Source organism: Caballeronia sp. BCC1704 (assembly GCF_902833455.1).
Taxonomy (GTDB): Bacteria; Pseudomonadota; Gammaproteobacteria; order Burkholderiales; family Burkholderiaceae; genus Caballeronia.
The window spans coordinates 716,696-736,925 of sequence record NZ_CADFFT010000004.1 but is presented as its reverse complement, the minus strand read 5'-3'; the positions used below and the strand labels follow the sequence as shown (position 1 = coordinate 736,925).

General features: G+C 63.4%; 15 protein-coding genes and 2 rRNA genes. 15 read left to right on the top strand and 2 right to left on the bottom strand.

Features of this window, described 5'->3' with window-relative positions:
- Positions 1–236: ribosomal RNA gene (locus tag HWX53_RS23145) — 23S ribosomal RNA — on the top strand; the annotation flags it as partial.
- 167 nt (positions 237–403) lie between these two features.
- A 5S ribosomal RNA gene (gene rrf, locus HWX53_RS23140) occupies positions 404–517 on the top strand.
- Between the two features lie 94 nt (positions 518–611).
- On the opposite strand, the gene HWX53_RS23135 is transcribed toward rrf, so the two are convergent.
- A complete protein-coding gene (locus HWX53_RS23135) occupies positions 612–1,802 on the bottom strand; it encodes a M20 aminoacylase family protein (RefSeq protein WP_175945210.1) in 1,191 nt (396 codons plus the stop codon).
- A 154-nt stretch (positions 1,803–1,956) separates the two neighbouring features.
- Here HWX53_RS23135 and HWX53_RS23130 point away from each other — a divergent pair, with 154 nt between their 5' ends.
- Positions 1,957–4,038: a molybdopterin oxidoreductase family protein gene (locus HWX53_RS23130; protein WP_175945208.1), complete on the top strand. Its 2,082-nt coding sequence runs from the start codon at positions 1,957–1,959 to the stop codon at positions 4,036–4,038.
- Positions 4,039–4,165: 127 nt separating this feature from the next.
- Complete coding sequence (locus tag HWX53_RS23125; protein WP_175945206.1) at positions 4,166–5,839, top strand: long-chain fatty acid--CoA ligase; 1,674 nt, start codon at positions 4,166–4,168, stop codon at positions 5,837–5,839.
- A 142-nt stretch (positions 5,840–5,981) separates the two neighbouring features.
- Here the strand turns inward: HWX53_RS23125 and HWX53_RS23120 are convergent, their stop codons facing one another.
- A complete protein-coding gene (locus tag HWX53_RS23120) occupies positions 5,982–7,148 on the bottom strand; it encodes a porin (protein ID WP_175945204.1) in 1,167 nt (388 codons plus the stop codon).
- A 350-nt stretch (positions 7,149–7,498) separates the two neighbouring features.
- Here HWX53_RS23120 and coq7 point away from each other — a divergent pair, with 350 nt between their 5' ends.
- The 11 genes from coq7 to murG all read left to right on the top strand — a co-directional run bounded on the left by coq7 (position 7,499) and on the right by murG (position 20,227).
- Positions 7,499–8,152: a 2-polyprenyl-3-methyl-6-methoxy-1,4-benzoquinone monooxygenase gene (gene coq7 / locus HWX53_RS23115; protein ID WP_175945202.1), complete on the top strand. Its 654-nt coding sequence runs from the start codon at positions 7,499–7,501 to the stop codon at positions 8,150–8,152.
- A 390-nt stretch (positions 8,153–8,542) separates the two neighbouring features.
- Entirely contained in the window at positions 8,543–8,971 is a 429-nt protein-coding gene (gene mraZ, locus HWX53_RS23110; protein WP_040050492.1) for a division/cell wall cluster transcriptional repressor MraZ, read from the top strand.
- Positions 8,972–8,987: 16 nt separating this feature from the next.
- On the top strand, positions 8,988–9,941 hold the full coding sequence (gene rsmH, locus HWX53_RS23105; protein ID WP_175945201.1) for a 16S rRNA (cytosine(1402)-N(4))-methyltransferase RsmH: 954 nt from the start codon (positions 8,988–8,990) through the stop codon (positions 9,939–9,941).
- Positions 9,938–10,282, top strand: coding sequence for a cell division protein FtsL (gene ftsL / locus HWX53_RS23100; RefSeq protein WP_175945199.1), 345 nt, complete (start codon positions 9,938–9,940; stop codon positions 10,280–10,282). Before rsmH ends, ftsL begins: the two co-directional genes overlap by 4 nt.
- The gene (locus tag HWX53_RS23095; protein WP_175945197.1) at positions 10,279–12,141 is read left to right on the top strand and encodes a penicillin-binding protein 2; all 1,863 of its coding nucleotides are present in this window, start codon (positions 10,279–10,281) and stop codon (positions 12,139–12,141) included. Before ftsL ends, HWX53_RS23095 begins: the two co-directional genes overlap by 4 nt.
- On the top strand, positions 12,138–13,679 hold the full coding sequence (locus HWX53_RS23090) for a UDP-N-acetylmuramoyl-L-alanyl-D-glutamate--2,6-diaminopimelate ligase (protein ID WP_175945194.1): 1,542 nt from the start codon (positions 12,138–12,140) through the stop codon (positions 13,677–13,679). The genes HWX53_RS23095 and HWX53_RS23090 overlap by 4 nt, the downstream gene beginning before the upstream one ends.
- Positions 13,676–15,106, top strand: a complete 1,431-nt coding sequence (murF, locus tag HWX53_RS23085) for a UDP-N-acetylmuramoyl-tripeptide--D-alanyl-D-alanine ligase (RefSeq protein WP_175945192.1) — start codon at positions 13,676–13,678, stop codon at positions 15,104–15,106. The genes HWX53_RS23090 and murF overlap by 4 nt, the downstream gene beginning before the upstream one ends.
- 23 nt (positions 15,107–15,129) lie before the next feature.
- The gene (gene mraY / locus HWX53_RS23080; RefSeq protein WP_175945189.1) at positions 15,130–16,299 is read left to right on the top strand and encodes a phospho-N-acetylmuramoyl-pentapeptide-transferase; all 1,170 of its coding nucleotides are present in this window, start codon (positions 15,130–15,132) and stop codon (positions 16,297–16,299) included.
- 45 nt (positions 16,300–16,344) lie between these two features.
- A complete protein-coding gene (gene murD / locus HWX53_RS23075; RefSeq protein ID WP_175945187.1) occupies positions 16,345–17,856 on the top strand; it encodes a UDP-N-acetylmuramoyl-L-alanine--D-glutamate ligase in 1,512 nt (503 codons plus the stop codon).
- A complete protein-coding gene (ftsW, locus tag HWX53_RS23070; protein WP_175945185.1) occupies positions 17,853–19,115 on the top strand; it encodes a putative lipid II flippase FtsW in 1,263 nt (420 codons plus the stop codon). The genes murD and ftsW overlap by 4 nt, the downstream gene beginning before the upstream one ends.
- Positions 19,112–20,227, top strand: a complete 1,116-nt coding sequence (murG, locus tag HWX53_RS23065; protein ID WP_175945183.1) for an undecaprenyldiphospho-muramoylpentapeptide beta-N-acetylglucosaminyltransferase — start codon at positions 19,112–19,114, stop codon at positions 20,225–20,227. Before ftsW ends, murG begins: the two co-directional genes overlap by 4 nt.
- Positions 20,228–20,230 lie beyond the last annotated feature (3 nt).

Sequence of the window (20,230 nt, the reverse complement as noted above, 5' to 3'; positions counted from 1 at the left end):
GAGTGGACGAACCTCTGGTGTACCGGTTGTCACGCCAGTGGCATCGCCGGGTAGCTATGTTCGGAAGAGATAACCGCTGAAAGCATCTAAGCGGGAAACTCGCCTTAAGATGAGATATCCCCGGGGCTTCGAGCCCCTTGAAGGGTCGTTCCAGACCAGGACGTTGATAGGTCAGGTGTGTAAGTGCAGTAATGCATTGAGCTAACTGATACTAATTGCCCGTAAGGCTTGATCCTATAACCAGTGTGTTTCGCAGTGAGTTAGCGCTTTAGCGCTTACTCAATGCAACCCCCGAAGGGGGCCACTGGCTGAGTAGCGGCTGTGCCCACAATCGCCACCCAACACACTACTTCTTCCCCGATTGGTTGTAGCGCCCAACAGGCGAGACAACATCCCCTTAAAGCCTGATGACCATAGCGAGTCGGTCCCACCCCTTCCCATCCCGAACAGGACCGTGAAACGACTCCACGCCGATGATAGTGCGGATTGCCCGTGTGAAAGTAGGTAATCGTCAGGCTCCCCCTTGCAAAACAAAAACCCCACCCCGAAAAGGTGGGGTTTTTGCGTTTGGGGCGACATAGAGCGTCGCGCCACTCGACTGAGCCCCTAGATCATCGGGCTAAGAACCGCTCAGCGAGCCTGACCCAATACGAAGCCCCGACCGACAAAAGCGCGTCGTTGAAGTCGTAGCTCGCGTTGTGCAGCATGCACGGACCTTCACCGTGTCCGTGCGCACGATGCGCCCCATCTCCGTTACCGAGAAACGCGTAGCAGCCGGGCTTCTCAAGCAGCATGAACGAGAAGTCTTCAGCGCCCATCGTCGGTTCGACGGAGGAGTCGACATTCTGCTCGCCGACCACTTCAGCCATTACCTCGGCCGCGAATCTCGTCTGCGCCGGATCGTTAATCGTCGGCGGATAGTTTCGATGGAAATACACTTCAGCTTCGCAGTCGTAAGCCGAAGCGGTCGATTCGACGATCTTCCGCATACGCGCTTCGATCAAATCGAGCGTTTCCACCGTAAAAGTACGCACCGTTCCGCCCAGCCACGCATGGTCGGGCACCACGTTGACCGCATCGCCCGCGTGAATCTGGGTAATCGACAACACAGCCGTATCGAGCGGCTTCTTGTTGCGCGTGATAATGCTTTGCAGCGCATTGGCGATTTGAACCGCGCTGAAGACGGGATCCCGTCCGTTATGCGGCAAAGCGGCGTGGGACCCTACTCCGCGGACGGTGATACGGAACTCATTGCTCGACGCCATGATCGGTCCTTCCGTCACGCCGAAGTGCCCTGCCGGAATTCCGGGCCAGTTGTGTACGCCGAAAACTGCGTCGACTGGAAAGCGCGTAAAAAGTCCATCGTCGATCATGGCTTTCGCGCCGGCGCCGCCTTCTTCTGCCGGTTGAAAGATGAAGACAACCGTCCCGTCGAACTTGCCGTATTCCGCCAGGTATTTGGCCGCGCCTAGCAGCATGGCCGTGTGCCCGTCGTGGCCGCACGCGTGCATGCGTCCGGCGTGAGTCGATTTGTGGCCGAAGCTGTTGATCTCCTGAATCGGCAAGGCGTCCATGTCGGCACGCAACCCGATAGACCCGCGCCCCGTCCCACGCTTCAAAACGCCGACGACGCCTGTCTTGCCCAATCCTCGATGGACCTCAATCCCCCAGCGTTCGAGATTCTCCGCCACCAGTTTCGCAGTCCCTACCTCTTCATAACGCAGTTCGGGATGAGCGTGGATCGTTCGTCGGAGAGCCTGGATTTCATCGTGAGATGCTTCGATTTCCGGAATCAGATTCATTGAACTGCTCGCTTGTTTGAATTCGGACCAACCGTGTGATGCACCGCTGGTTCATTCTACGCCGTCACTATTTGAGGCATCGGACGGACGGCCGCATAGCCGGCGTAATAGAATTCTGGTATCTGCCGCCCTTGCCGATTGACCGGACCATCCGATGAACGCCCCAGCCGAGTTTGCCCGAGCCGTTTGCCCGCACGATTGCCCCGACACCTGCGCGATGCGCGTGACCGTACAGAACGGCAGGGCAGTGAAGGTGAGTGGTGACCCGGATCATCCGCCGACGCAAGGCGTGCTCTGCACGAAGGTCACGCGATACGCCGAGCGAACGCATCACAAGGACCGCCTGCTGACGCCGCTGATTCGTGTCGGGCCGAAGGGCTCCAATCGGTTCGAACGGATCAGCTGGGACGCGGGGCTGCGAATAGCCGCCGAGCGCCTCGGTCCGATCGCGCGCCGTGCGCCGGAAGCAATCCTTCCGTACAGCTACGCTGGAACGATGGGCCTCGTCCAAGGAGAGAGCATCGCCGCGCGTCTTTTCAATGTGCTGGGCGCGTCACGACTGGATCGCACGATTTGCGCGGCAGCTGGTGCGGCCGGGCTGCGCTATACGTATGGCGCGGGCATCGGCATGCACGTCGAGTTCTTCGAGGAAAGCGAGCTGATCCTGATCTGGGGCTCGAATCCGATCGCCTCGAGCCTGCACTTCTGGACGCGCGCGCAGGAGGCGAAGCGGCGCGGTGCGAAACTCATCGCGATCGATCCCTACCGGTCGCTGACGGCCGAGAAATGTCATCAGCACATCGCGCTGCGGCCGGGAACGGATGCGGCGCTCGCGCTCGGCATGATTCACGTGCTGATCCGCGAGAACCTGGTGGATCACGCGTACATCGCAGACCACACCGTCGGTTTCGACGAACTCGCGGCGCGGGCCGCAGAGTATCCGCCGTCGCGCGCGGCGACAATTTGCGGCATCGAGGAACAGACCGTCGTCGATCTGGCGCGTGCGTTTGGCTCGACCAGGAAAGCCGCCATCCGCCTGAACTACGGCATGCAGCGCGTGCGCGGCGGTGGCAACGCGGTGCGCGCCGTCGCGTGTCTGCCGTCGCTGACGGGCGCGTGGCGCGAGCGGTCGGGCGGTCTATTGTTGTCGTCGTCGGGCTGGGCACCGGTCGACAATGCCGCGCTCGAACGCCCGGATTTGCTGCCGGGCTGGCCGCACAAGCTGCCGCGCAGCATCAATATGAACGCAATCGGCGACGCCTTGCTCCATCCGGGCGATGCCGCGTTCGGGCCGAAAATCGAAGCCCTGATCGTCTACAACTCGAACCCGGTCGCCGTTGCGCCGGACTCGGCGAAAGTTGCGGCCGGCTTCGCGCGCGAAGACTTGTTCACCATCGTGCTGGAGCACTTCCAGACCGATACTGCCGACTACGCCAATCTCATCTTTCCGGCGACCACGCAGCTCGAGCACTTGGACGTCCACAAGTCGTACGGCCACACGCACATCATGGCGAACCTGCCGGCTATACCGCCGGTGGGCGAGTCTCGTCCGAACACCGATTTCTTTCGCGGCCTTGCCCGCGCGATGCATCTCACCGAGCCAGCTCTTTTCGAAACCGACGAGCAGATTGCGTCGAAAGCCTTTCGCTGGGACGACCCCACGCTGAAGGGCCGCGGATGGGAAGCACTAAAGGCGTCGCGCTGGCTCGAACTCGACATTCCCGACGCGCCGCTCGCGCAGGGAGGATTTCGCACGCCATCAGGAAAGTGCGAATTCTTCAGCGAACGTCTCGCACGCGAAGGTCTCGACCCGCTGCCGGATTACCTTCCCCCGTACGAGTCGGCGGAAGTGGCGCCGGAACTCGCCGCGCGCTATCCGCTCGCGATGATCTCGCCGCCCGCGCGCAACTTCCTGAACAGCAGCTTCGTAAACATCGAGAGTCTGCGCGCGACCGAGGCGGAGCCGCATCTCGACATTCACCCGGCGGACGCGGACGCACGCGGTATCGCGGACGGCGCTCAAGTGCGGATCTTCAACGATCGCGGGTCGATGCAGGCGCGTGCGCGTGTCACCGATCGGGCGCGCGAAGGCGTGGTTGTCGGCTTGTCGATCTGGTGGAAGAAGTTGTCCCCCGATGGCTGCAATGCCAATCAAGTAACGAGCCAGGCTTTGACCGATCTGGGGGGATCGGCGACGTTCTACGATTGCCTGGTGGAAGTGGAGTCAGTGCATTGAGAAGTATGGAAAGACCCGACCCGAAGTGGTCTGGAATGCGGCGTCTAACCGGATTGTCGGAACGGAAGGGAGCGGCTAGCATCCTGTTTTCGCACGACCATTCGAAAATTAAATAAGGAGACGCCGTATGGAGAAACTCTGGCTGAAATCGTATCCGGCCGGCGTACCTGCGGAGATCGACGTGTCGGCGTACCGGTCGGTCTCGCAGTTGCTCGAAGACAGTTTCCGCAACAACCGCGACCGTCGCGCCTTCCTCTGCATGGGGCAGGCGATCACCTACGGCGAGCTCGACGACATGTCGAAAAAGCTCGCTGCATGGCTGCAGCACAAGGGCTTGAAGCGCGGCGCGCGCGTCGCGCTGATGATGCCGAACGTCCTGCAATACCCGGTCGCCATCGCCGCCGTGCTGCGGGCGGGCTATATCGTCGTGAACGTGAACCCGCTCTACACGCCGCGCGAACTGGAACATCAGCTTCGCGACAGCGGCGCGGAAGCCATCGTCATTCTGGAGAACTTCGCGACCACGCTCGAAGCCGTAGTCAAGAACACGGCGATCAAGCATGTCGTCGTCGCGGCAATGGGCGACCTGATGGGCATGAAAGGCCTGCTGGTCAATTTCGTCGTCCGAAAAGTGAAGAAGATGGTGCCTGCGTTCAACTTGCCGGGCAGCATCCGCTTCAACGATGCGATCAGCGAAGGCAGCCGCCACGCGCTGGAGCCGGTCGCGCAGACACCGGACGACGTCGCGTTCCTTCAATACACCGGCGGCACCACCGGCGTGGCGAAGGGCGCGACGCTGACACATCGGAATCTGATCGCCAATGTGCTGCAATCCGAGGTGTGGCTGGAACCGGCGCGCAGACAGCGGCCCGACATCGACCAGTTCGTGTGCGTCGTCGCGCTCCCGCTGTATCACATCTTCGCGTTGACGGTGTGCGGCATGCTCACCATCCGCACGGGCGGGCTCGGCGTGCTGATTCCGAATCCGCGCGATATCGCGGGCACCATCAAGGAACTGAAGGGCATTCCGATCAACACGTTCCCGGCGGTGAACACGCTCTATAACGCGTTGCTGAATCATCCCGACTTCTCGAAGCTGGATTTTTCCAAGTTGATCGCGGCGAACGGCGGCGGCATGGCGGTCCAGGAAGCAGTCGCAAAGCGCTGGTTCGCGGTGACCGGCGTGCCTATCGTCGAAGGCTACGGGCTGTCGGAGACTTCACCCTGCGTCACGTGCAACCCGGTGACGGCCACCGAGTACACCGGCACCATCGGTTTGCCGTTGCCATCGACCGAAGTCTCCATCCGCGACGACGACAACAACGAAGTGCCGCTCGGGCAGGCCGGCGAGATCTGCATCAAGGGACCGCAGGTGATGGCCGGCTACTGGAATCGCCCGGACGAAACGGCCAAGGTGATGACGCCCGATGGTTTCTTCCGCTCAGGCGATGTCGGCGTGTTCGACGAGCGCGGCTACGTGAAGATCGTCGATCGCAAGAAGGACATGATTCTCGTCTCGGGCTTCAACGTGTATCCGAACGAAATCGAGGATGTCGTGGCGATGCTGCCGGGCGTGTTCGAAGTGGCTGCGGTCGGCGTGAAGGATCAGAATTCGGGCGAGGCGGTGAAGCTCTTCATCGTGCGTAAGGACGACAACCTGACCGAAGCGGACGTGATCGCGTTCTGCAAGGAACGGCTGACGGGCTATAAAAGGCCGCGCATCATCGAATTCCGCAAGGACTTGCCGAAGAGCAACGTCGGCAAGATTCTACGCCGCGAGTTGCGCGACGGTACGGTCTGAGCGAATCGCGGTAAGTTCTATCAAAGCCTTCGCGTCGCAAAGACGCGGGGGCTTTTTTTATGGCGCGTGGCGGGATCATGAGACGAAAAAAAGGCGCCCGAAGGCGCCTTTTAACAGATCCTGCTTTGTTGTTACGAGCTTCTTAGAACTTGTGGCGGATACCGACCAGCGCTGCGACCTGGTTCGACGTCGACGACGGCGACAGGCCGTTGATGTTGGCGACTGCGCCTTGGTTCGTCGAGTCCGTGCCCGAAGCGTGTTGATAGACGCCGTCGATATACACGTCGGTGCGCTTCGACAGGAAGTAGTCCGCGCCGAGCATGCCTTGGTGATACTTGGCATTGCCCAGGCCGTAACCCTTCGTGTAGTCATAGGCAGCGCCAACCAGCAGGGCCGGGGTCAACTGATACTTGAAGTTGATTTCGGCGTTGTGGAACTTGCCCGTGCCGCCCGTGAAGCCGCCAGGCGCGATCAGACCCGTGCCCGGCTCCGAACCGAGATCCTTGAATTGCGTGTTGCTATACGTCGCGCCGACCGTCGCTGCGCCGAACGTGTAAGCCGCGCCCGCCGAGATCACTTGCTGCGTGCGAGCCGAAGCGTAGCCCGAATAGACGCGGGTGGCGCCCATGTTCGAGGCGGTCGCGCTCGACGCCGGCGTGTTGCCGAAGAACGAATAGTTCGGGTCCTTGACGTTCAGGTAGCCCGCGCCCAATTGCAGCGGACCTTGCGAGTAGCCGAGGCCGACCGACCAAATCTGGTTGCGGTTGAACTGGCCAGCGTTGCCGCCGAGGCTATACAGACCGCCGAACGAGAAACCTGCGTAGTTGGCGCTCGTGAACTTGATCGCGTTGTTCACGCGGTTCGTGTTGTTCATGTTGTCGAGGTCGCCCGGGTGCGCGCCGTAGTACGTCGCCCACTGGCTGCCGACTTCGAACGCGCCGGTGAAGTCGACCACGGAGTCATACTGGCGACCTAGCGTGACCGTGCCGAATTGCGCCGTCGACAGACCGACATACGCCTGACGGCCGAACTCCGAGCCGCCTTGGCCGAGACGGCCGTTAAACACGTTGAAGCCGTTCTCCAACACGAACAGGGCCTTCAGGCCGCCGCCCAGATCTTCCGTGCCACGCAGGCCCCAACGGCTGCCCTGCACGTTGCCGCTGCTCATCGAATACAGCTTCTGACCGCGGACGTTATTGGAATATGCGAAGCCTGCGTCGATGATGCCGTACAGCGTCACGGTGCTCTGCGCATGTGCGGCGCCAGCGAAGACGCCCAATGCTGCGAGAGCGAGAAGCGACTTTTTCATTGTGTAGATCTCCAAGGAGTGTTTTGCGACTTGTTTGGCAAGGTCACTGTTCTAGCGCCAGTGTGTTGACGGTCCCTGCCGGGGTCTTCTTTGCGAAGTGACACGTAATGTAACAAACACGACTTTTCGCACAAAGGAAAAGGGACCGCGCCCGCGGCCACGTGTGACGTTTACGCAACATGCGCTAAAATCCTGGTTTTGCAGCAGTTTTGCGAGTCGTGTTTGCCCTAATTACAAAAAATGGCGCTCGTCGACGGCCGTTTTCGCATGTCTGACCGGGAGAATAGGGATTGCTAATCGTCCCGTACGACATTGCGCGAAAACGATGACATCAACAACGAGGTGAGAACATGACGCTCGATGAAATCATTGGCGAGTTCGATCGCGGCCTGCGTTCCATGACCGGAGTAAGCCGCATGTCGCGGCCTGTGCCGCAATCGAACATGCCGGTTCTCGTGGAGGGCGGCATGGTCGCTGACGCGCCGCAACTCACCGACGAGGAAAAGGCTCATTCGGCCGGTCTGATGCGCGTGAATCATGTCGGCGAAGTCTGCGCGCAGGCGCTTTATCAGGCGCAGAAACTCGCGACTCAATCACCGGGCCTGAAGGCGAGCTTCGAGCAGGCCGCCCGCGAAGAGGAAGATCACCTTGCATGGACGTCGCAGCGTCTCAAGGACCTCGATTCGCGCCCGAGCCTTCTCAACCCTCTGTGGTATGCGGGCGCGCTCGCCATCGGTTTCGTCGCGGGGCGCTTCGGCGATCGCGCGAGCCTCGGCTTCATGGCGGAAACAGAGCGCCAGGTCGAGCAGCATCTCGATGGCCACATGAAAACGCTGCCCGCTACCGACTACGCGTCCCGCGCGATCGTCGAGCAGATGCGGCAGGACGAAAGCGCGCACGCGGCGGCCGCCATCGGCGCGGGTGGATCGGAGATGCCGTTTCCGGTCCGTGTCATGATGCGTGCAGCAGCAAGGGTGATGACGCGCACCGCATACTATGTATAGACGCCGAAGTGTCGCGTGAAGCGGTTTGTATGATGAATGCCAGCCGGCGAGCGCCCGCGAGCGCTCGCGGAAACCGTTACATTTCACGCGTCTGCGGTGCGCATGTTCATACTTTACGTTCGCTTCGCTCACTAGCCCTCTAATTTCAAACGATTTTCCCCTTCCTGCCGGCAACAAGTCCCTTCGCTAAGTCCTTGTTCTAACGAGTAAAAGCTCCCCGAAAAAAAGCCCCGCGTCTTGACCGAGGAAATCCGTTCCTCTAAAGTGGGAGACAGTGTGAGAAAGTGGTTGTTTGTGTGATCGGGCGACTACTTTTCGGCAGTTTCAAGGCATGCGCGGCGTCTCGGTGGGCATCGACAGTCAGGCAGCGACAAACGGGGAGAGGGGCGAGTGTTCCAAGGGGCGTCGGCGCTGACGCTCGATGCGAAAGGGCGGATGTCGGTTCCGTCCCGCTATCGGGAGGCGCTGCAAGGGCAGGCAGAAGGCCGGGTGACGCTCACGAAGAGCCCGGATGGATGCCTGTTGCTGTTTCCTCGCCCGGAGTGGGAAGTCTTTCGCGCCAAGGTTGCCGCGCTTCCCATGGAAGCCATGTGGTGGCGGCGCATTTTCCTCGGTAACGCAATGGATGTCGAACTCGATACCGCCGGGCGCGTCTTGGTCTCGCCCGAGCTTCGTGCTGCCGCTTCGCTGGAAAAGGAAGTGACGCTGCTCGGCATGGGCGCTCACTTCGAATTGTGGGACTCGCAGACGTACGCGGCGAAGGAAGCCGCAGCCATGGCGCAGGGCATGCCCGAAGCGCTAAAGAACTTCACTTTCTGACGCGGCGCTGAAAAACATGGCACCTGCGATGGGAAATGACTTGCAGCATCGCACGGTGCTGTTGAAGGAAGCGGTAGACGGACTGATCACGCGCGCCGACGGTATCTATATAGATGGCACCTTTGGGCGCGGCGGTCATAGCCGGGCGGTATTGCAGCGGCTGGGCGAAGCAGGGCGGCTGATCGCGTTCGACAAGGACCCGCTCGCCATCGCCACGGCGCAACAGATTCAGGATCCGCGCTTTTCGATCGTGCATGACAGCTTCGCCGCGTTGCGAAGCGCGGCGATCGAGCGCGGGATAGAGCGGGTGTCGGGCGTGTTGCTGGACCTCGGAGTGTCGTCGCCGCAGGTGGACGATCCCGAGCGCGGTTTCAGTTTCCGCGCGGAAGGTCCGCTCGACATGAGGATGGACCCGACTCGCGGCGAGTCGGCGGCCGAGTGGCTCGCGCGGGCCACGGTGCAGGAAATGACGGAGGTGATCAGAGATTATGGGGAAGAACGGTTTGCTTTTCAGATTGCAAAGGCGCTTGTTGCTCGCAGGGCAGAGTCCGACCGTCTTGGGCCTCTCGTCAGCACGCGCGAGCTTGCCGAAATCGTGGGTCACGTCGTCAAGACCCGTGAAAAGGGCAAGGACCCGGCAACTCGCACCTTTCAGGCTATACGGATTCACATCAATCAAGAGCTTGCGGAGCTGCAAGTAGTTCTTGAATCGGCACTTTCGTTGTTGGAGCAAGGGGGGCGGCTGGTCGTGATCAGCTTTCATTCGCTCGAAGACCGGATCGTCAAGCGGTTCATGCAGGCGCAATCGAGCGCGCCGGCGGTGGACCGTCGTTTGCCGATCCGCGCGGTCGATCTGCCGAGTCCGCCTCTGCGGATCGTCGGCCGCGTGTTTCCGAGCGATGCGGAAGTCGCCGACAACCCGCGCGCCCGGTCCGCGGTCATGCGTATCGCGGAGCGCATCGCGCCATGAACCGTCTCAACATTTTTCTCCTCATCGTCGTGCTCGGGTGCGCGCTGTCGGTCGTCAGCGCCACGAACAAGCAGCGGCAGGTGTTCATCGAACTGCAGCGGGCGCAGTCGCAGGAGCGCCAGCTTCAACAGGATTACGCGCAGTTCCAGTATCAGCAGAGCGCATTGTCGAAGACTTCGCGCATCGAGCAGTTGGCCACTAATTCACTGAAGATGCAGCCCGTGACAACCGGCCGCACGCAATACCTGACCTACGACCCGGCGACCGCGAAGGCCGCCGAAGCACCCATGCCGCCGCCGTTGCCTGCCTCGGCGCCGTCCGCACGCGGAGTCAAACGATGAAGAAATCCGCGAAGCAGAAGGACGTCGCCTACACGCCCAACCCGATTCTCGCCGTGCGCCTGCCCATGTGGCGCTCGAAGCTCGTCGTGTTCCTGTTGTTCATGGCGTTCGTCGCGCTGGCGGCACGCGCCTTCTGGATTCAGGGCCCGGGCAACGCTTTCTTCAAGAAACAGGGCGAGAGCCGCTATCAGCGCACGCTGGAAATGCCCGCGACTCGCGGCCAGATCCGCGACCGCAATGGCCTCGTGCTCGCCACGAGCCTGCCCGTGAAGGCTATCTGGGCGATTCCCGAAGCCGTCCCGAACGATCTTGGCGCGGACAAGCTCGCCGAACTCGCGAAGCTGCTCGACATGACGCAGAAAGACCTGCGCGCGAAACTGTCGATGGACAAGACGTTCGTCTACGTGAAGCGTCAGGTTCCGCTCGAAGTCGCGCAGAAAGTGGCGGCGCTCGACATTCCGGGCATCTATTCGCGCGGCGAATACAAACGCTTCTATCCGGAAGGCGAAATCACCGCGCACCTGATCGGCTTTACTAATATTGAAGACAAGGGTCAGGAAGGCGTCGAACTCGGCGACCAGAGCGTGCTCGCCGGCACGCCGGGCATGCGTCGCGTCATCAAGGACCGGATGGGGCATATCGTCGAGGACGTCGACGAACAGGTCGTGCCGCATAACGGCCAGGACGTCGAGCTTTCGATCGACAGCAAGATTCAGTACATCGCGTACACGGACCTGAAAGCGGCCGTCGAAAAGACGAAGGCGAAGGCCGGCGCTGCGATGGTGATCGACGTGAAGACGGGCGAAGTGCTCGCGCTCGTCAACTATCCCACCTACAACCCGAACGACCGCTCGCGCATGACCGGCGAGCAGTTGCGCAACCGCATTCTGACGGACACTTTCGAGCCGGGCTCGATCATGAAGCCGTTCACCGTTTCGCTCGCGCTCGATCTGCATCGCGTGACGCCGAATACGCTCGTCGAAACGGGCGGCGGCGTGTTCGTGCTGGACGGCGCGCGCATCACGGACGACTCCGGCTTCGGCACGCTCACCGTCGGCGGCGTGATTCAGAAGTCGAGCAATATCGGCGCGACCAAAATTGCGATGCAATTGCGGCCCGAGGAAATGTGGAACATGTACACGAGCCTGGGTCTCGGTCAGGCGCCGAAAGTCGGTTTTCCGGGCGCCGTCACCGGACGTCTGCGGCCGTGGAAGAACTGGCGGCGCATCGAGCAGGCGACCATGTCTTATGGCTACGGCTTGTCGGCGTCGCTGTTTCAGCTGGCTCGCGCGTACACCGCCATCGCGCATGACGGCACGATTCTGCCGGTCTCGATTTTCCGCACGCCGGGCGATCAGCCGCCGGCGGGCCAGCAAGTCTTCTCGCCGACCACCGCGCGCGAGGTTCGCGCCATGCTCGAGACGGTCGTGTCGAAGAACGGCACGTCGCCGGATGCGGCGGTGCCGGGCTATCGCGTCGGCGGCAAGAGCGGCACGGCGTATAAGCACGCGGGCCGCGGCTACGATCATTCGAAGTACCGCGCGTCGTTCGTCGGCATGGCGCCGATGCCGAATCCGCGCATCGTAGTGGCCGTATCGGTCGACGAACCGACGGCGGGCAGCCACTTCGGCGGGCAGGTATCGGGGCCGGTGTTCTCGGGCATCGTCGGCGACACGCTGCGCGCGCTGAACATGCCGCCGGACATGCCGGTCAAGCAAATGGTCGTGACGGACGAGTCCAATTCCGCCACGCAAGCGTCCGCGCAGCCCGCGAACGCGAACGGTTCGAACAACGCTAAAACGGTGAAGAAAGTCGCCGTTTCGAGCAACACGAAGACACATCCGGGAGTCGTGCGATGAGCGCGCCCCGTCAGAGCAAGATGCAGAAGGACGTTTCACATGCCGTTCAATGGCTGCGCGCGCATGCGCGGCCCGAGGCCCAGTTGCACGCCGACACGCGCTCGCTCAAAAGCGGCGACGTGTTCCTGGCGTACGCCGTCGACGGCGCGGACAACCGGCCGTATCTCGACGCGGCGCTCGGCGCGGGCGCGGCTGCCGCGCTGTATCAGCCGGAGAACTTCGCGGGCAAGCCGGACGCGTCGAAGGCGTTGGCCGTGCCTGCGCTCAACGAACTCGCCGGTCCCATTGCGTCCGCGTGGTACGGCGAGCCGAGCGCGTCGATGCTCACCGTCGGCGTGACGGGCACCAACGGCAAGACATCGTGCAGCCAGTGGATCGCCACCGCGCTGACCGCGCTCGGTCGTCCGTGCGCGATCGTCGGCACGCTCGGCATCGGCATGCCGGGCAAGCTCGCGTCCACGGGCTTCACCACGCCCGATGCGCCGCAGCTTCAGCGCAGCCTCGCGCAACTGAAGGCGCAAGGCGCGGAGGCTGTCGCGATGGAAGTCTCGTCGCATGCGCTGCATCAGGGGCGCGTGAACGGCACGGACTTCGACATCGCCATCTTCACGAATCTCACGCAGGATCATCTCGACTATCACGGCACGTTCGAGGCTTACGAAGCCGCGAAAGCGCGTCTTTTCGCGTGGCCGTCGCTGAAAACGGCCATCGTCAATCGCGACGATGCCGCCGGTCAGCGTCTCATCGAATCGCTGCGCGGCAAGGTCCGCACGATTGCGTACACCGTCGACATGCCGGCCGATGCGCCGGGGAGCGCCGACGCCGTGCTGCTCGCGAGCCGCGTGCGCGCAACCGCCACGGGCACCGCGTTCCATCTTTCGTCCGATTGGGGCGAGGCCGAAGTCGAAGTGAACACGCTCGGCGCCTTCAACGTGAGCAATCTGCTCGCGGTGCTCGGCGTGCTGCTGGAAGTCGGCGTTCCGTTCGATGCCGCGCTCGCGCGCATCTCGAAGCTCGAATCGGTCAACGGCCGCATGGAGCGTCTCGGCGGCCGGCTGCAAAACGATGAGCCGCTCGTCGTGATCGACTACGCGCACACGCCCGACGCGCTCGAAAAAACGCTCGCTGCGCTGCGCCCGATCGCTGCCGCGCGCGGCGGCGAGCTCGTCTGCATGTTCGGCTGCGGCGGTGACCGCGACGCGACCAAGCGTCCGCTGATGGGCGAAATCGCCGAGCGTCTCGCCGATCAGGTCGTCATCACCAGCGACAATCCGCGCAGCGAAGATCCGCTCGCCATCATCGACCAGATTGCCGCCGGCATGAAGAACGCCGCGAAGGCGCGGCGCATCGAGGATCGCGCGAGCGCCATCCTGCAGGCGCTGCGCTCGGCGGCGCGCGAAGATGTCGTACTGCTCGCCGGAAAGGGACACGAGGCCACGCAGGAAATCATGGGCAAAAAGCGCGCGTTCTCGGATCAGGATCACGCGCGCCTCGCGCTTGCCGCACGCGCCACACAACAACGCGGAGGCGGCGAATGACGATGTTCACCTTGCGCGAAGCCGCCGCGCTGATTCCCGGCGCGGTCTTTCAGGGCGACGAAGCTATCGCCATCGAACGCGTCGTGACAGACAGCCGCGGCGTGCAGCCGGGCGATCTGTTCGTCGCGGTGAAGGGCGATCGCTTCGATGCGCATGACTTCCTCGATCAGGTGGCGAAGAGCGGCGCGGCCGCCGCGCTCGTCTCGCGCGATGTGCGCAATTCCGATGCCTGGCCGCTGCCAGTCATCAAGGTAAAGGACACGCGTGCGGCGCTCGGTGCGCTGGCGCACGGCTGGCGCAAGCGCTTCAGCATGCCGCTCGTGGCCGTCACTGGCAGCAACGGCAAGACGACGGTCAAGGAGATAATCGCGTCGATCTTCGCGGCGGCAGTCGGCGAAGACGCGCGGCTCGCGACCGCGGGCAACTTCAACAACGACATGGGCCTGCCGCTCACGCTGTTTCGCCTGAGCGAGGCGCATCGGCTCGCGGTGGTCGAGCTCGGCATGAATCATCCGGGCGAGACGGATGCGCTCGGCAAGATCGCTGCGCCGACGGTCGCTGTAGTCAACAACGCGCAGCGCGAGCATCAGGAGTTCATGGCCACCGTCGAAGCCGTCGCGCTCGAACATGCGTCCGTCATTCACGCGCTCGGCGACACCGGCACGGCCGTGTTCCCCGCCGACGACCACTACGCGAGCATCTGGCGCGTGGCGGCCACCGGCAATCCGATCATGGACTTCGCGCTGACGGACGACGAGTCGAAGGCGGCAGTCACGGGCACGGTCGACGGCGCGACGGTTCATGTCCGCACGCCGCAAGGGCGCGTCGACATCGCGCTTAACGTGCTCGGCGAACACAACGCGCGCAATGCGCTCGCGGCCACGGCCGCCGCGCTGGCCGCGGGCGTGTCGCTGGACGTCATCAAGCGCGGCCTCGAAGCGTTTCAGCCGGTGAAGGGCCGCTTGCAGGTGAAGCGCGCGGTGACGGGCGCGCTCGCGGGCGCGACCATCATCGACGACACGTACAACTCCAATCCCGATTCCATGCGCGCCGCCATCGACGTGCTCGCGGCGCAGGCAGCGCCTCGCGTGCTCGTGATGGGCGACATGGGGGAAGTCGGTGAAGAAGGGCCGGCGTTTCATCGCGAAGTCGGCGCGTATGCGGCCGAGCGCGGCATCGATGCGTTGTTCGCACTCGGCGAAGCGAGCCGCGATTCGGTGAACGCATTCCGCGCGGCGGCGTCGAAGCAGACCGCCGTTCATTTCGACGACGTGACCACGCTCATCGACGCTCTTCAGCAAGCCGGGTTCGGACCCGGCGCAACGTATCTCGCGAAAGGCTCGCGCTTCATGAAGATGGAGCGCGTGGTGGACGCCCTGACGAGCCCACAACAACCCGCGGCGGGCAATGCGCCCGCTGCACACTGACTCACAGAAAGAGAAGGACCAGCATGCTACTCGCACTCGCGCAATGGCTTCAGAATGACGCCAGCTTCATGCGCGTGTTCACCTACATTACGTTCCGAGCGGTGGGCGCCACCGCGACGGCGCTTTTGATCGGTCTCGTCTGCGGCCCGTGGGTCATCCGCAAGCTGACCGCGATGAAAGTCGGTCAGGCGGTGCGCAAGGACGGCCCGCAAACGCACCTCGTCAAGTCGGGCACGCCGACGATGGGCGGTGTGCTGATCCTCATGGGCATCGCGGTTTCGACGCTTCTCTGGGCCGATCTCACGAACCGCTTCGTGTGGATCGTGATGCTCGTCACGTTCGGCTATGGCGTGATCGGCTGGGTGGACGACTATCGCAAGGTCGTGCACAAGGACCCGCGCGGCATGTCGTCGCGCGAGAAGTATTTGTGGCAGTCGGTCATCGGCCTGTTCGCGGCCGTGTATCTGGCGTTCAGCGTATCCGAGGCGAGCAACACGCGCGTCTTCGATCTCTTCATGGCGTGGGTGCGCAGCGGCCTCTCGATGGGCCTGCCCGCGCGCGCCGACCTCATGCTGCCGTTCCTCAAGTCGATCACGTATCCGCTCGGCGTGTGGGGCTTCATCGCGATGACGTACTTCGTGATCGTCGGATCGAGCAATGCGGTGAACCTCACCGACGGCCTCGACGGTCTCGTCATCATGCCCGTCGTGCTGGTGGGCGCGTCGCTCGGCGCGTTCGCGTACGTGATGGGCAGCTCGGTCTATTCGAAGTACCTGCTCTTTCCGCACATTCCCGGCGCGGGCGAACTGCTGATCTTCTGCTCAGCCATGGGCGGCGCGGGCCTCGCGTTCCTTTGGTACAACACGCACCCCGCGCAAGTCTTCATGGGCGATGTCGGCGCGCTCGCGCTCGGCGGCGCGCTCGGCACCATCGCGGTAATCGTTCGTCAGGAAATCGTGCTGTTCATCATGGGCGGCATTTTCGTGGCCGAAACGCTCTCCGTCATGCTGCAAGTCTTCTGGTTCAAGTTCACGAAGCGCCGTTACGGCGAAGGCCGGCGCTTCTTCAAGATGGCGCCACTCCATCACCACTACGAACTGTCCGGCTGGACCGAAACGCAAGTGGTGGTGCGCTTCTGGATCATCACGTTGATGTTGTGTCTCTTCGGCTTGTCGACGCTCAAGCTGCGTTGATCGTGCACGTCTGCGGTTTCTTCGGTCTCAGGAAAGGGTAAAGCGATGTTTGGCGAGAAGTTTTCCGGTCGGCAAAGTCCGATGGTGCTCGTGCTGGGGCTCGGTGAATCCGGCCTCGCGATGGCGCGCTGGTGCGCCAGGCACGGGTGCCGGCTGCGGATCGCCGATACGCGCGAGAACCCGCCGAATCTGTCGGAACTGGTGATTCACAACATCGACGCGGAGTTCGTCGGCGGCGCGTTCACGACCGGACTGCTCGATGGCGGCATCGAACTGCTTGCCATCAGCCCCGGTCTTTCGCCGCTCGCGCCGGACCTCGCGCCGCTGATCGCGGCGGCGAAGGAGCGCGGCATTCCGGTGTGGGGCGAACTCGAACTGTTCGCGCAGGCGCTCGCCGGTCTTGCCGTGAACGGCTACGAGCCGAAGGTGCTCGCGATCACCGGCACCAACGGCAAGACCACGACCACGGCGCTCACCGGTCTTTTGTGCGAACGCGCGGGCAAGCGCGTGGCGGTCGCGGGCAACATCAGCCCGGCGATGCTCGACAAGCTCGCCGAAGCCATCGATCAAACCGCGCTGCCGGACGTCTGGGTGCTCGAACTCTCCAGCTTCCAGCTCGAAACATCGCACAGCTTCGCGCCGGATGCGGCTGCCGTGCTGAACATCACGCAGGATCATCTCGACTGGCACGGCGGCCTGGACGCCTACGCCGCCGCGAAGGGCCGCATCTTCGGTCCGCGCACGGTGCGCGTGCTGAATCGCGACGACGCCCGCACGATGGCGCTCGCCGCAAACATCGCGCAGGATCGCATCGTGACGTTCGGGCTGGATGAGCCGTCGAAGGTCGGCGACTACGGCTTGTTGCGCGACAACGGCATTGCGTGGCTCGCGCAAGGTATCGACCGCGACGCTGCCGACGAACCCGCTCCGTCGCGCCGCCGCAAGCAGGATGTCGCCGCGCCGAACGTCGTTGCCAAGCGGCTGATGCCTGCCGACGCGCTGCGCATTCGCGGCCTGCACAACGCGGCCAATGCGCTCGCCGCGCTCGCGCTCGCCCGCGCCATCGACCTGCCGCTCGCCGCTCTCTTGCACGGCTTGCGCGAGTATCGCGGCGAGCCGCATCGCGTGGAGGTGATCGCGCAGATCGACGGCGTCGATTATGTGGACGACAGCAAGGGCACGAACGTCGGCGCGACGGTCGCCGCGCTGGATGGCCTCGCGCAACGCGTCGTGCTGATTGCAGGCGGCGACGGCAAAGGTCAGGACTTCTCGCCGCTGGAAGCGCCGGTTGCGCGCTGGGCGCGTGCGGTGATGCTGATCGGCCGCGACGCGCCGCGCATTCGCGAGACGCTCGCATCGACGGGCGTCGCGCTCGAAGATCACGCCACGCTCGAAGCCGCGACCGAGGCGGCATCGCGCATCGCCGAGCCGGGCGACGCCGTGTTGCTTTCGCCCGCGTGCGCGAGCCTCGACATGTTCAAGAACTACGCACACCGCGCCGACGTGTTTCGCAGCGCGGTCGAAGATATCGCCGCCGCGCGGGGAGTGATGCTATGAGCTGGTCGGACCGCTTCGGATCGAAAATCACCGGGCAGCGGAACGCGGTTCCGAACGATTCGCTCGCCGGGCGCTCGGGCGGCATTTCGAGCGCCGTCAACGGCGTGCGTCCCGCGCGCTCGCGCATGCTCGACTACGACCATTCGCTCTTGTGGGTGACGATCGCGTTGCTCGGGCTCGGCATCGTGATGGTGTATTCCGCGTCCATCGCCATGCCGGATTCGCCGAAGTACGCGCAGTACCGCGACTATCACTTTCTCGTGCGGCACCTCGTTTCGGTCGCGACGGCGCTAGTCGGCGCGGTCATCGCGTTCAAGATTCCGGTGAAGACCTGGGACAAGCTCGCGCCGAAGCTCTTTCTGGTCGCGCTCGTGATGCTCGTCATCGTGCTGATTCCGCATATCGGCAAGGGCGTGAACGGCGCGCGCCGCTGGATTCCGCTCGGCATCACGAACATGCAGCCGTCCGAAATCATGAAGCTCGCGGTGACCATCTACGCCGCGAACTATACGGTGCGCAAGCAAGAGTTCATGCACAGCTTCGGCAAGGGCTTTCTGCCGATGGCCGTGGCGGTCGGCGCGGTCGGCGCGCTCCTGCTGCTCGAACCAGACATGGGCGCGTTCATGGTGATCGCCGCCATTGCAATGGGCGTGCTGTTCCTAGGCGGCGTGAACGGCAAGCTCTTCGGCGGTCTGGTGCTCACGGCGGTCGGCACGTTCACGATGCTCGTGTGGCTCTCGCCGTGGCGTCGCGAGCGGATCTTCGCTTATCTCGATCCGTGGGACGACCGCTACGCGCAGGGCAAGGCGTATCAGCTGACGCACTCGCTGATCGCATTCGGGCGCGGCGAGTGGTTCGGCGTCGGTCTCGGCGGCAGCGTCGAGAAGCTCAACTATCTGCCGGAAGCGCACACCGACTTCATTCTCGCGGTGATCGGCGAGGAACTCGGTTTCGTCGGCGTCATCTGCGTGATTCTGCTGTTCTACTGGATCGTGCGCCGCGCGTTCGAGATCGGCCGTCAGGCACTGGCGCTGGATCGCACGTTCGCCGGTCTGATGGCGAAGGGCGTCGGCATCTGGTTCGGCGCGCAGACGTTCATCAACATGGGCGTGAACCTCGGTCTTCTGCCGACCAAGGGCCTGACGCTGCCGCTCGTCAGCTACGGCGGCTCGGGCATCTTGCTGAACTGCGTCGCGCTCGCGGTGCTGCTGCGCGTCGATTACGAAAATCGCGTGCTCATGCGCGGAGGCAAAGTATGAGCGCGCAACGCCCCACGCTGATGGTCATGGCGGGCGGCACCGGCGGCCACGTGTTTCCGGGGCTCGCGGTCGCGCACTGGATGCAGGCGCGCGGCTGGCGCGTCGTCTGGCTCGGCAACGCGAGCGGCATGGAAGCGACGCTCGTACCCAAGCACGGCATCCCGATGGAATGCGTGCGCTTCGGCGGCGTGCGCGGCAAGGGCATCAAGACGAAGCTGATGCTGCCGGTGAATCTCCTGCGCGCGTGCTCGCAAAGCCTGCGCGTGCTGCGTCAGGTGAAGCCGGACGTGGTGCTCGGCATGGGCGGCTACATCACGTTTCCGGCGGGCATCATGACGAAGCTCGCGGGCTGCCCGCTCGTGCTGCACGAACAGAACTCCATCGCGGGGCTCGCGAACAAGGCGCTCGCGCATCTCGCAAAGCGCGTGCTCGTCGCGTTTCCCAATGCTCTGCCGAATGCCGAATGGACCGGCAATCCCATTCGCGCGGAACTTACGTCGACATTGCCGCCCAAAGAACGCTACGCGTCGCGCGCGGGCAAGCTGAACGTGCTCGTTGTCGGCGGCAGTCTGGGCGCGGCCGCGCTGAACGAAACGGTGCCGAAGGCGCTCGCGCTGCTGTCGCCGGATGAACGTCCGCGCATCGTGCATCAGGCGGGTGCGAAGCACATCGAAGCATTGCAGGCGAACTACGCGGCAGCCGGTCTATCGCGCGGCGAAGACTTGCAGCTCGTGCCGTTCATCGAAGACATGGCGAGCGCGTACGCATCCGCCGATCTCGTGATTTGCCGCTCCGGCGCGATGACGGTGTCCGAGATCGCGGCGGTCGGCGTGGCGGCGCTCTTCGTGCCGTTCCCGTTCGCCGTCGACGATCACCAGACGACCAACGGCGCGTTCCTCGCGAAGAACGGCGCAGCGGAATTGATACAACAACGCGACTTGTCGGCGGAAAAGCTCGCCGGCTGGTTGCGTGCGCAGACGCGCGACACGCTGGCGGAGATGGCCGCGCGCTCACGCGCCCTGGCGAAACCGGACGCGACCGAACGGGTCGCGACCGTCTGCGCCGACGTCGCCGGCGCGCGTCTTACGGGCCAAGCTCGGGAGGCACATTAAGTC

Excerpts from the sequence above, each read along its gene's own strand:
- HWX53_RS23135 (WP_175945210.1), bottom strand. The coding sequence starts at position 1,802 with ATGAATCTGATTCCGGAAATCGAAGCATCTCACGATGAAATCCAGGCT.
- HWX53_RS23130 (WP_175945208.1), top strand. The coding sequence starts at position 1,957 with ATGAACGCCCCAGCCGAGTTTGCCCGAGCCGTTTGCCCGCACGATTGC.
- HWX53_RS23125 (WP_175945206.1), top strand. The coding sequence starts at position 4,166 with ATGGAGAAACTCTGGCTGAAATCGTATCCGGCCGGCGTACCTGCGGAG.
- HWX53_RS23120 (WP_175945204.1), bottom strand. The coding sequence starts at position 7,148 with ATGAAAAAGTCGCTTCTCGCTCTCGCAGCATTGGGCGTCTTCGCTGGC.
- coq7 (WP_175945202.1), top strand. The coding sequence starts at position 7,499 with ATGACGCTCGATGAAATCATTGGCGAGTTCGATCGCGGCCTGCGTTCC.
- rsmH (WP_175945201.1), top strand. The coding sequence starts at position 8,988 with ATGGCACCTGCGATGGGAAATGACTTGCAGCATCGCACGGTGCTGTTG.
- ftsL (WP_175945199.1), top strand. The coding sequence starts at position 9,938 with ATGAACCGTCTCAACATTTTTCTCCTCATCGTCGTGCTCGGGTGCGCG.
- HWX53_RS23095 (WP_175945197.1), top strand. The coding sequence starts at position 10,279 with ATGAAGAAATCCGCGAAGCAGAAGGACGTCGCCTACACGCCCAACCCG.
- HWX53_RS23090 (WP_175945194.1), top strand. The coding sequence starts at position 12,138 with ATGAGCGCGCCCCGTCAGAGCAAGATGCAGAAGGACGTTTCACATGCC.
- murF (WP_175945192.1), top strand. The coding sequence starts at position 13,676 with ATGACGATGTTCACCTTGCGCGAAGCCGCCGCGCTGATTCCCGGCGCG.
- mraY (WP_175945189.1), top strand. The coding sequence starts at position 15,130 with ATGCTACTCGCACTCGCGCAATGGCTTCAGAATGACGCCAGCTTCATG.
- murD (WP_175945187.1), top strand. The coding sequence starts at position 16,345 with ATGTTTGGCGAGAAGTTTTCCGGTCGGCAAAGTCCGATGGTGCTCGTG.
- ftsW (WP_175945185.1), top strand. The coding sequence starts at position 17,853 with ATGAGCTGGTCGGACCGCTTCGGATCGAAAATCACCGGGCAGCGGAAC.
- murG (WP_175945183.1), top strand. The coding sequence starts at position 19,112 with ATGAGCGCGCAACGCCCCACGCTGATGGTCATGGCGGGCGGCACCGGC.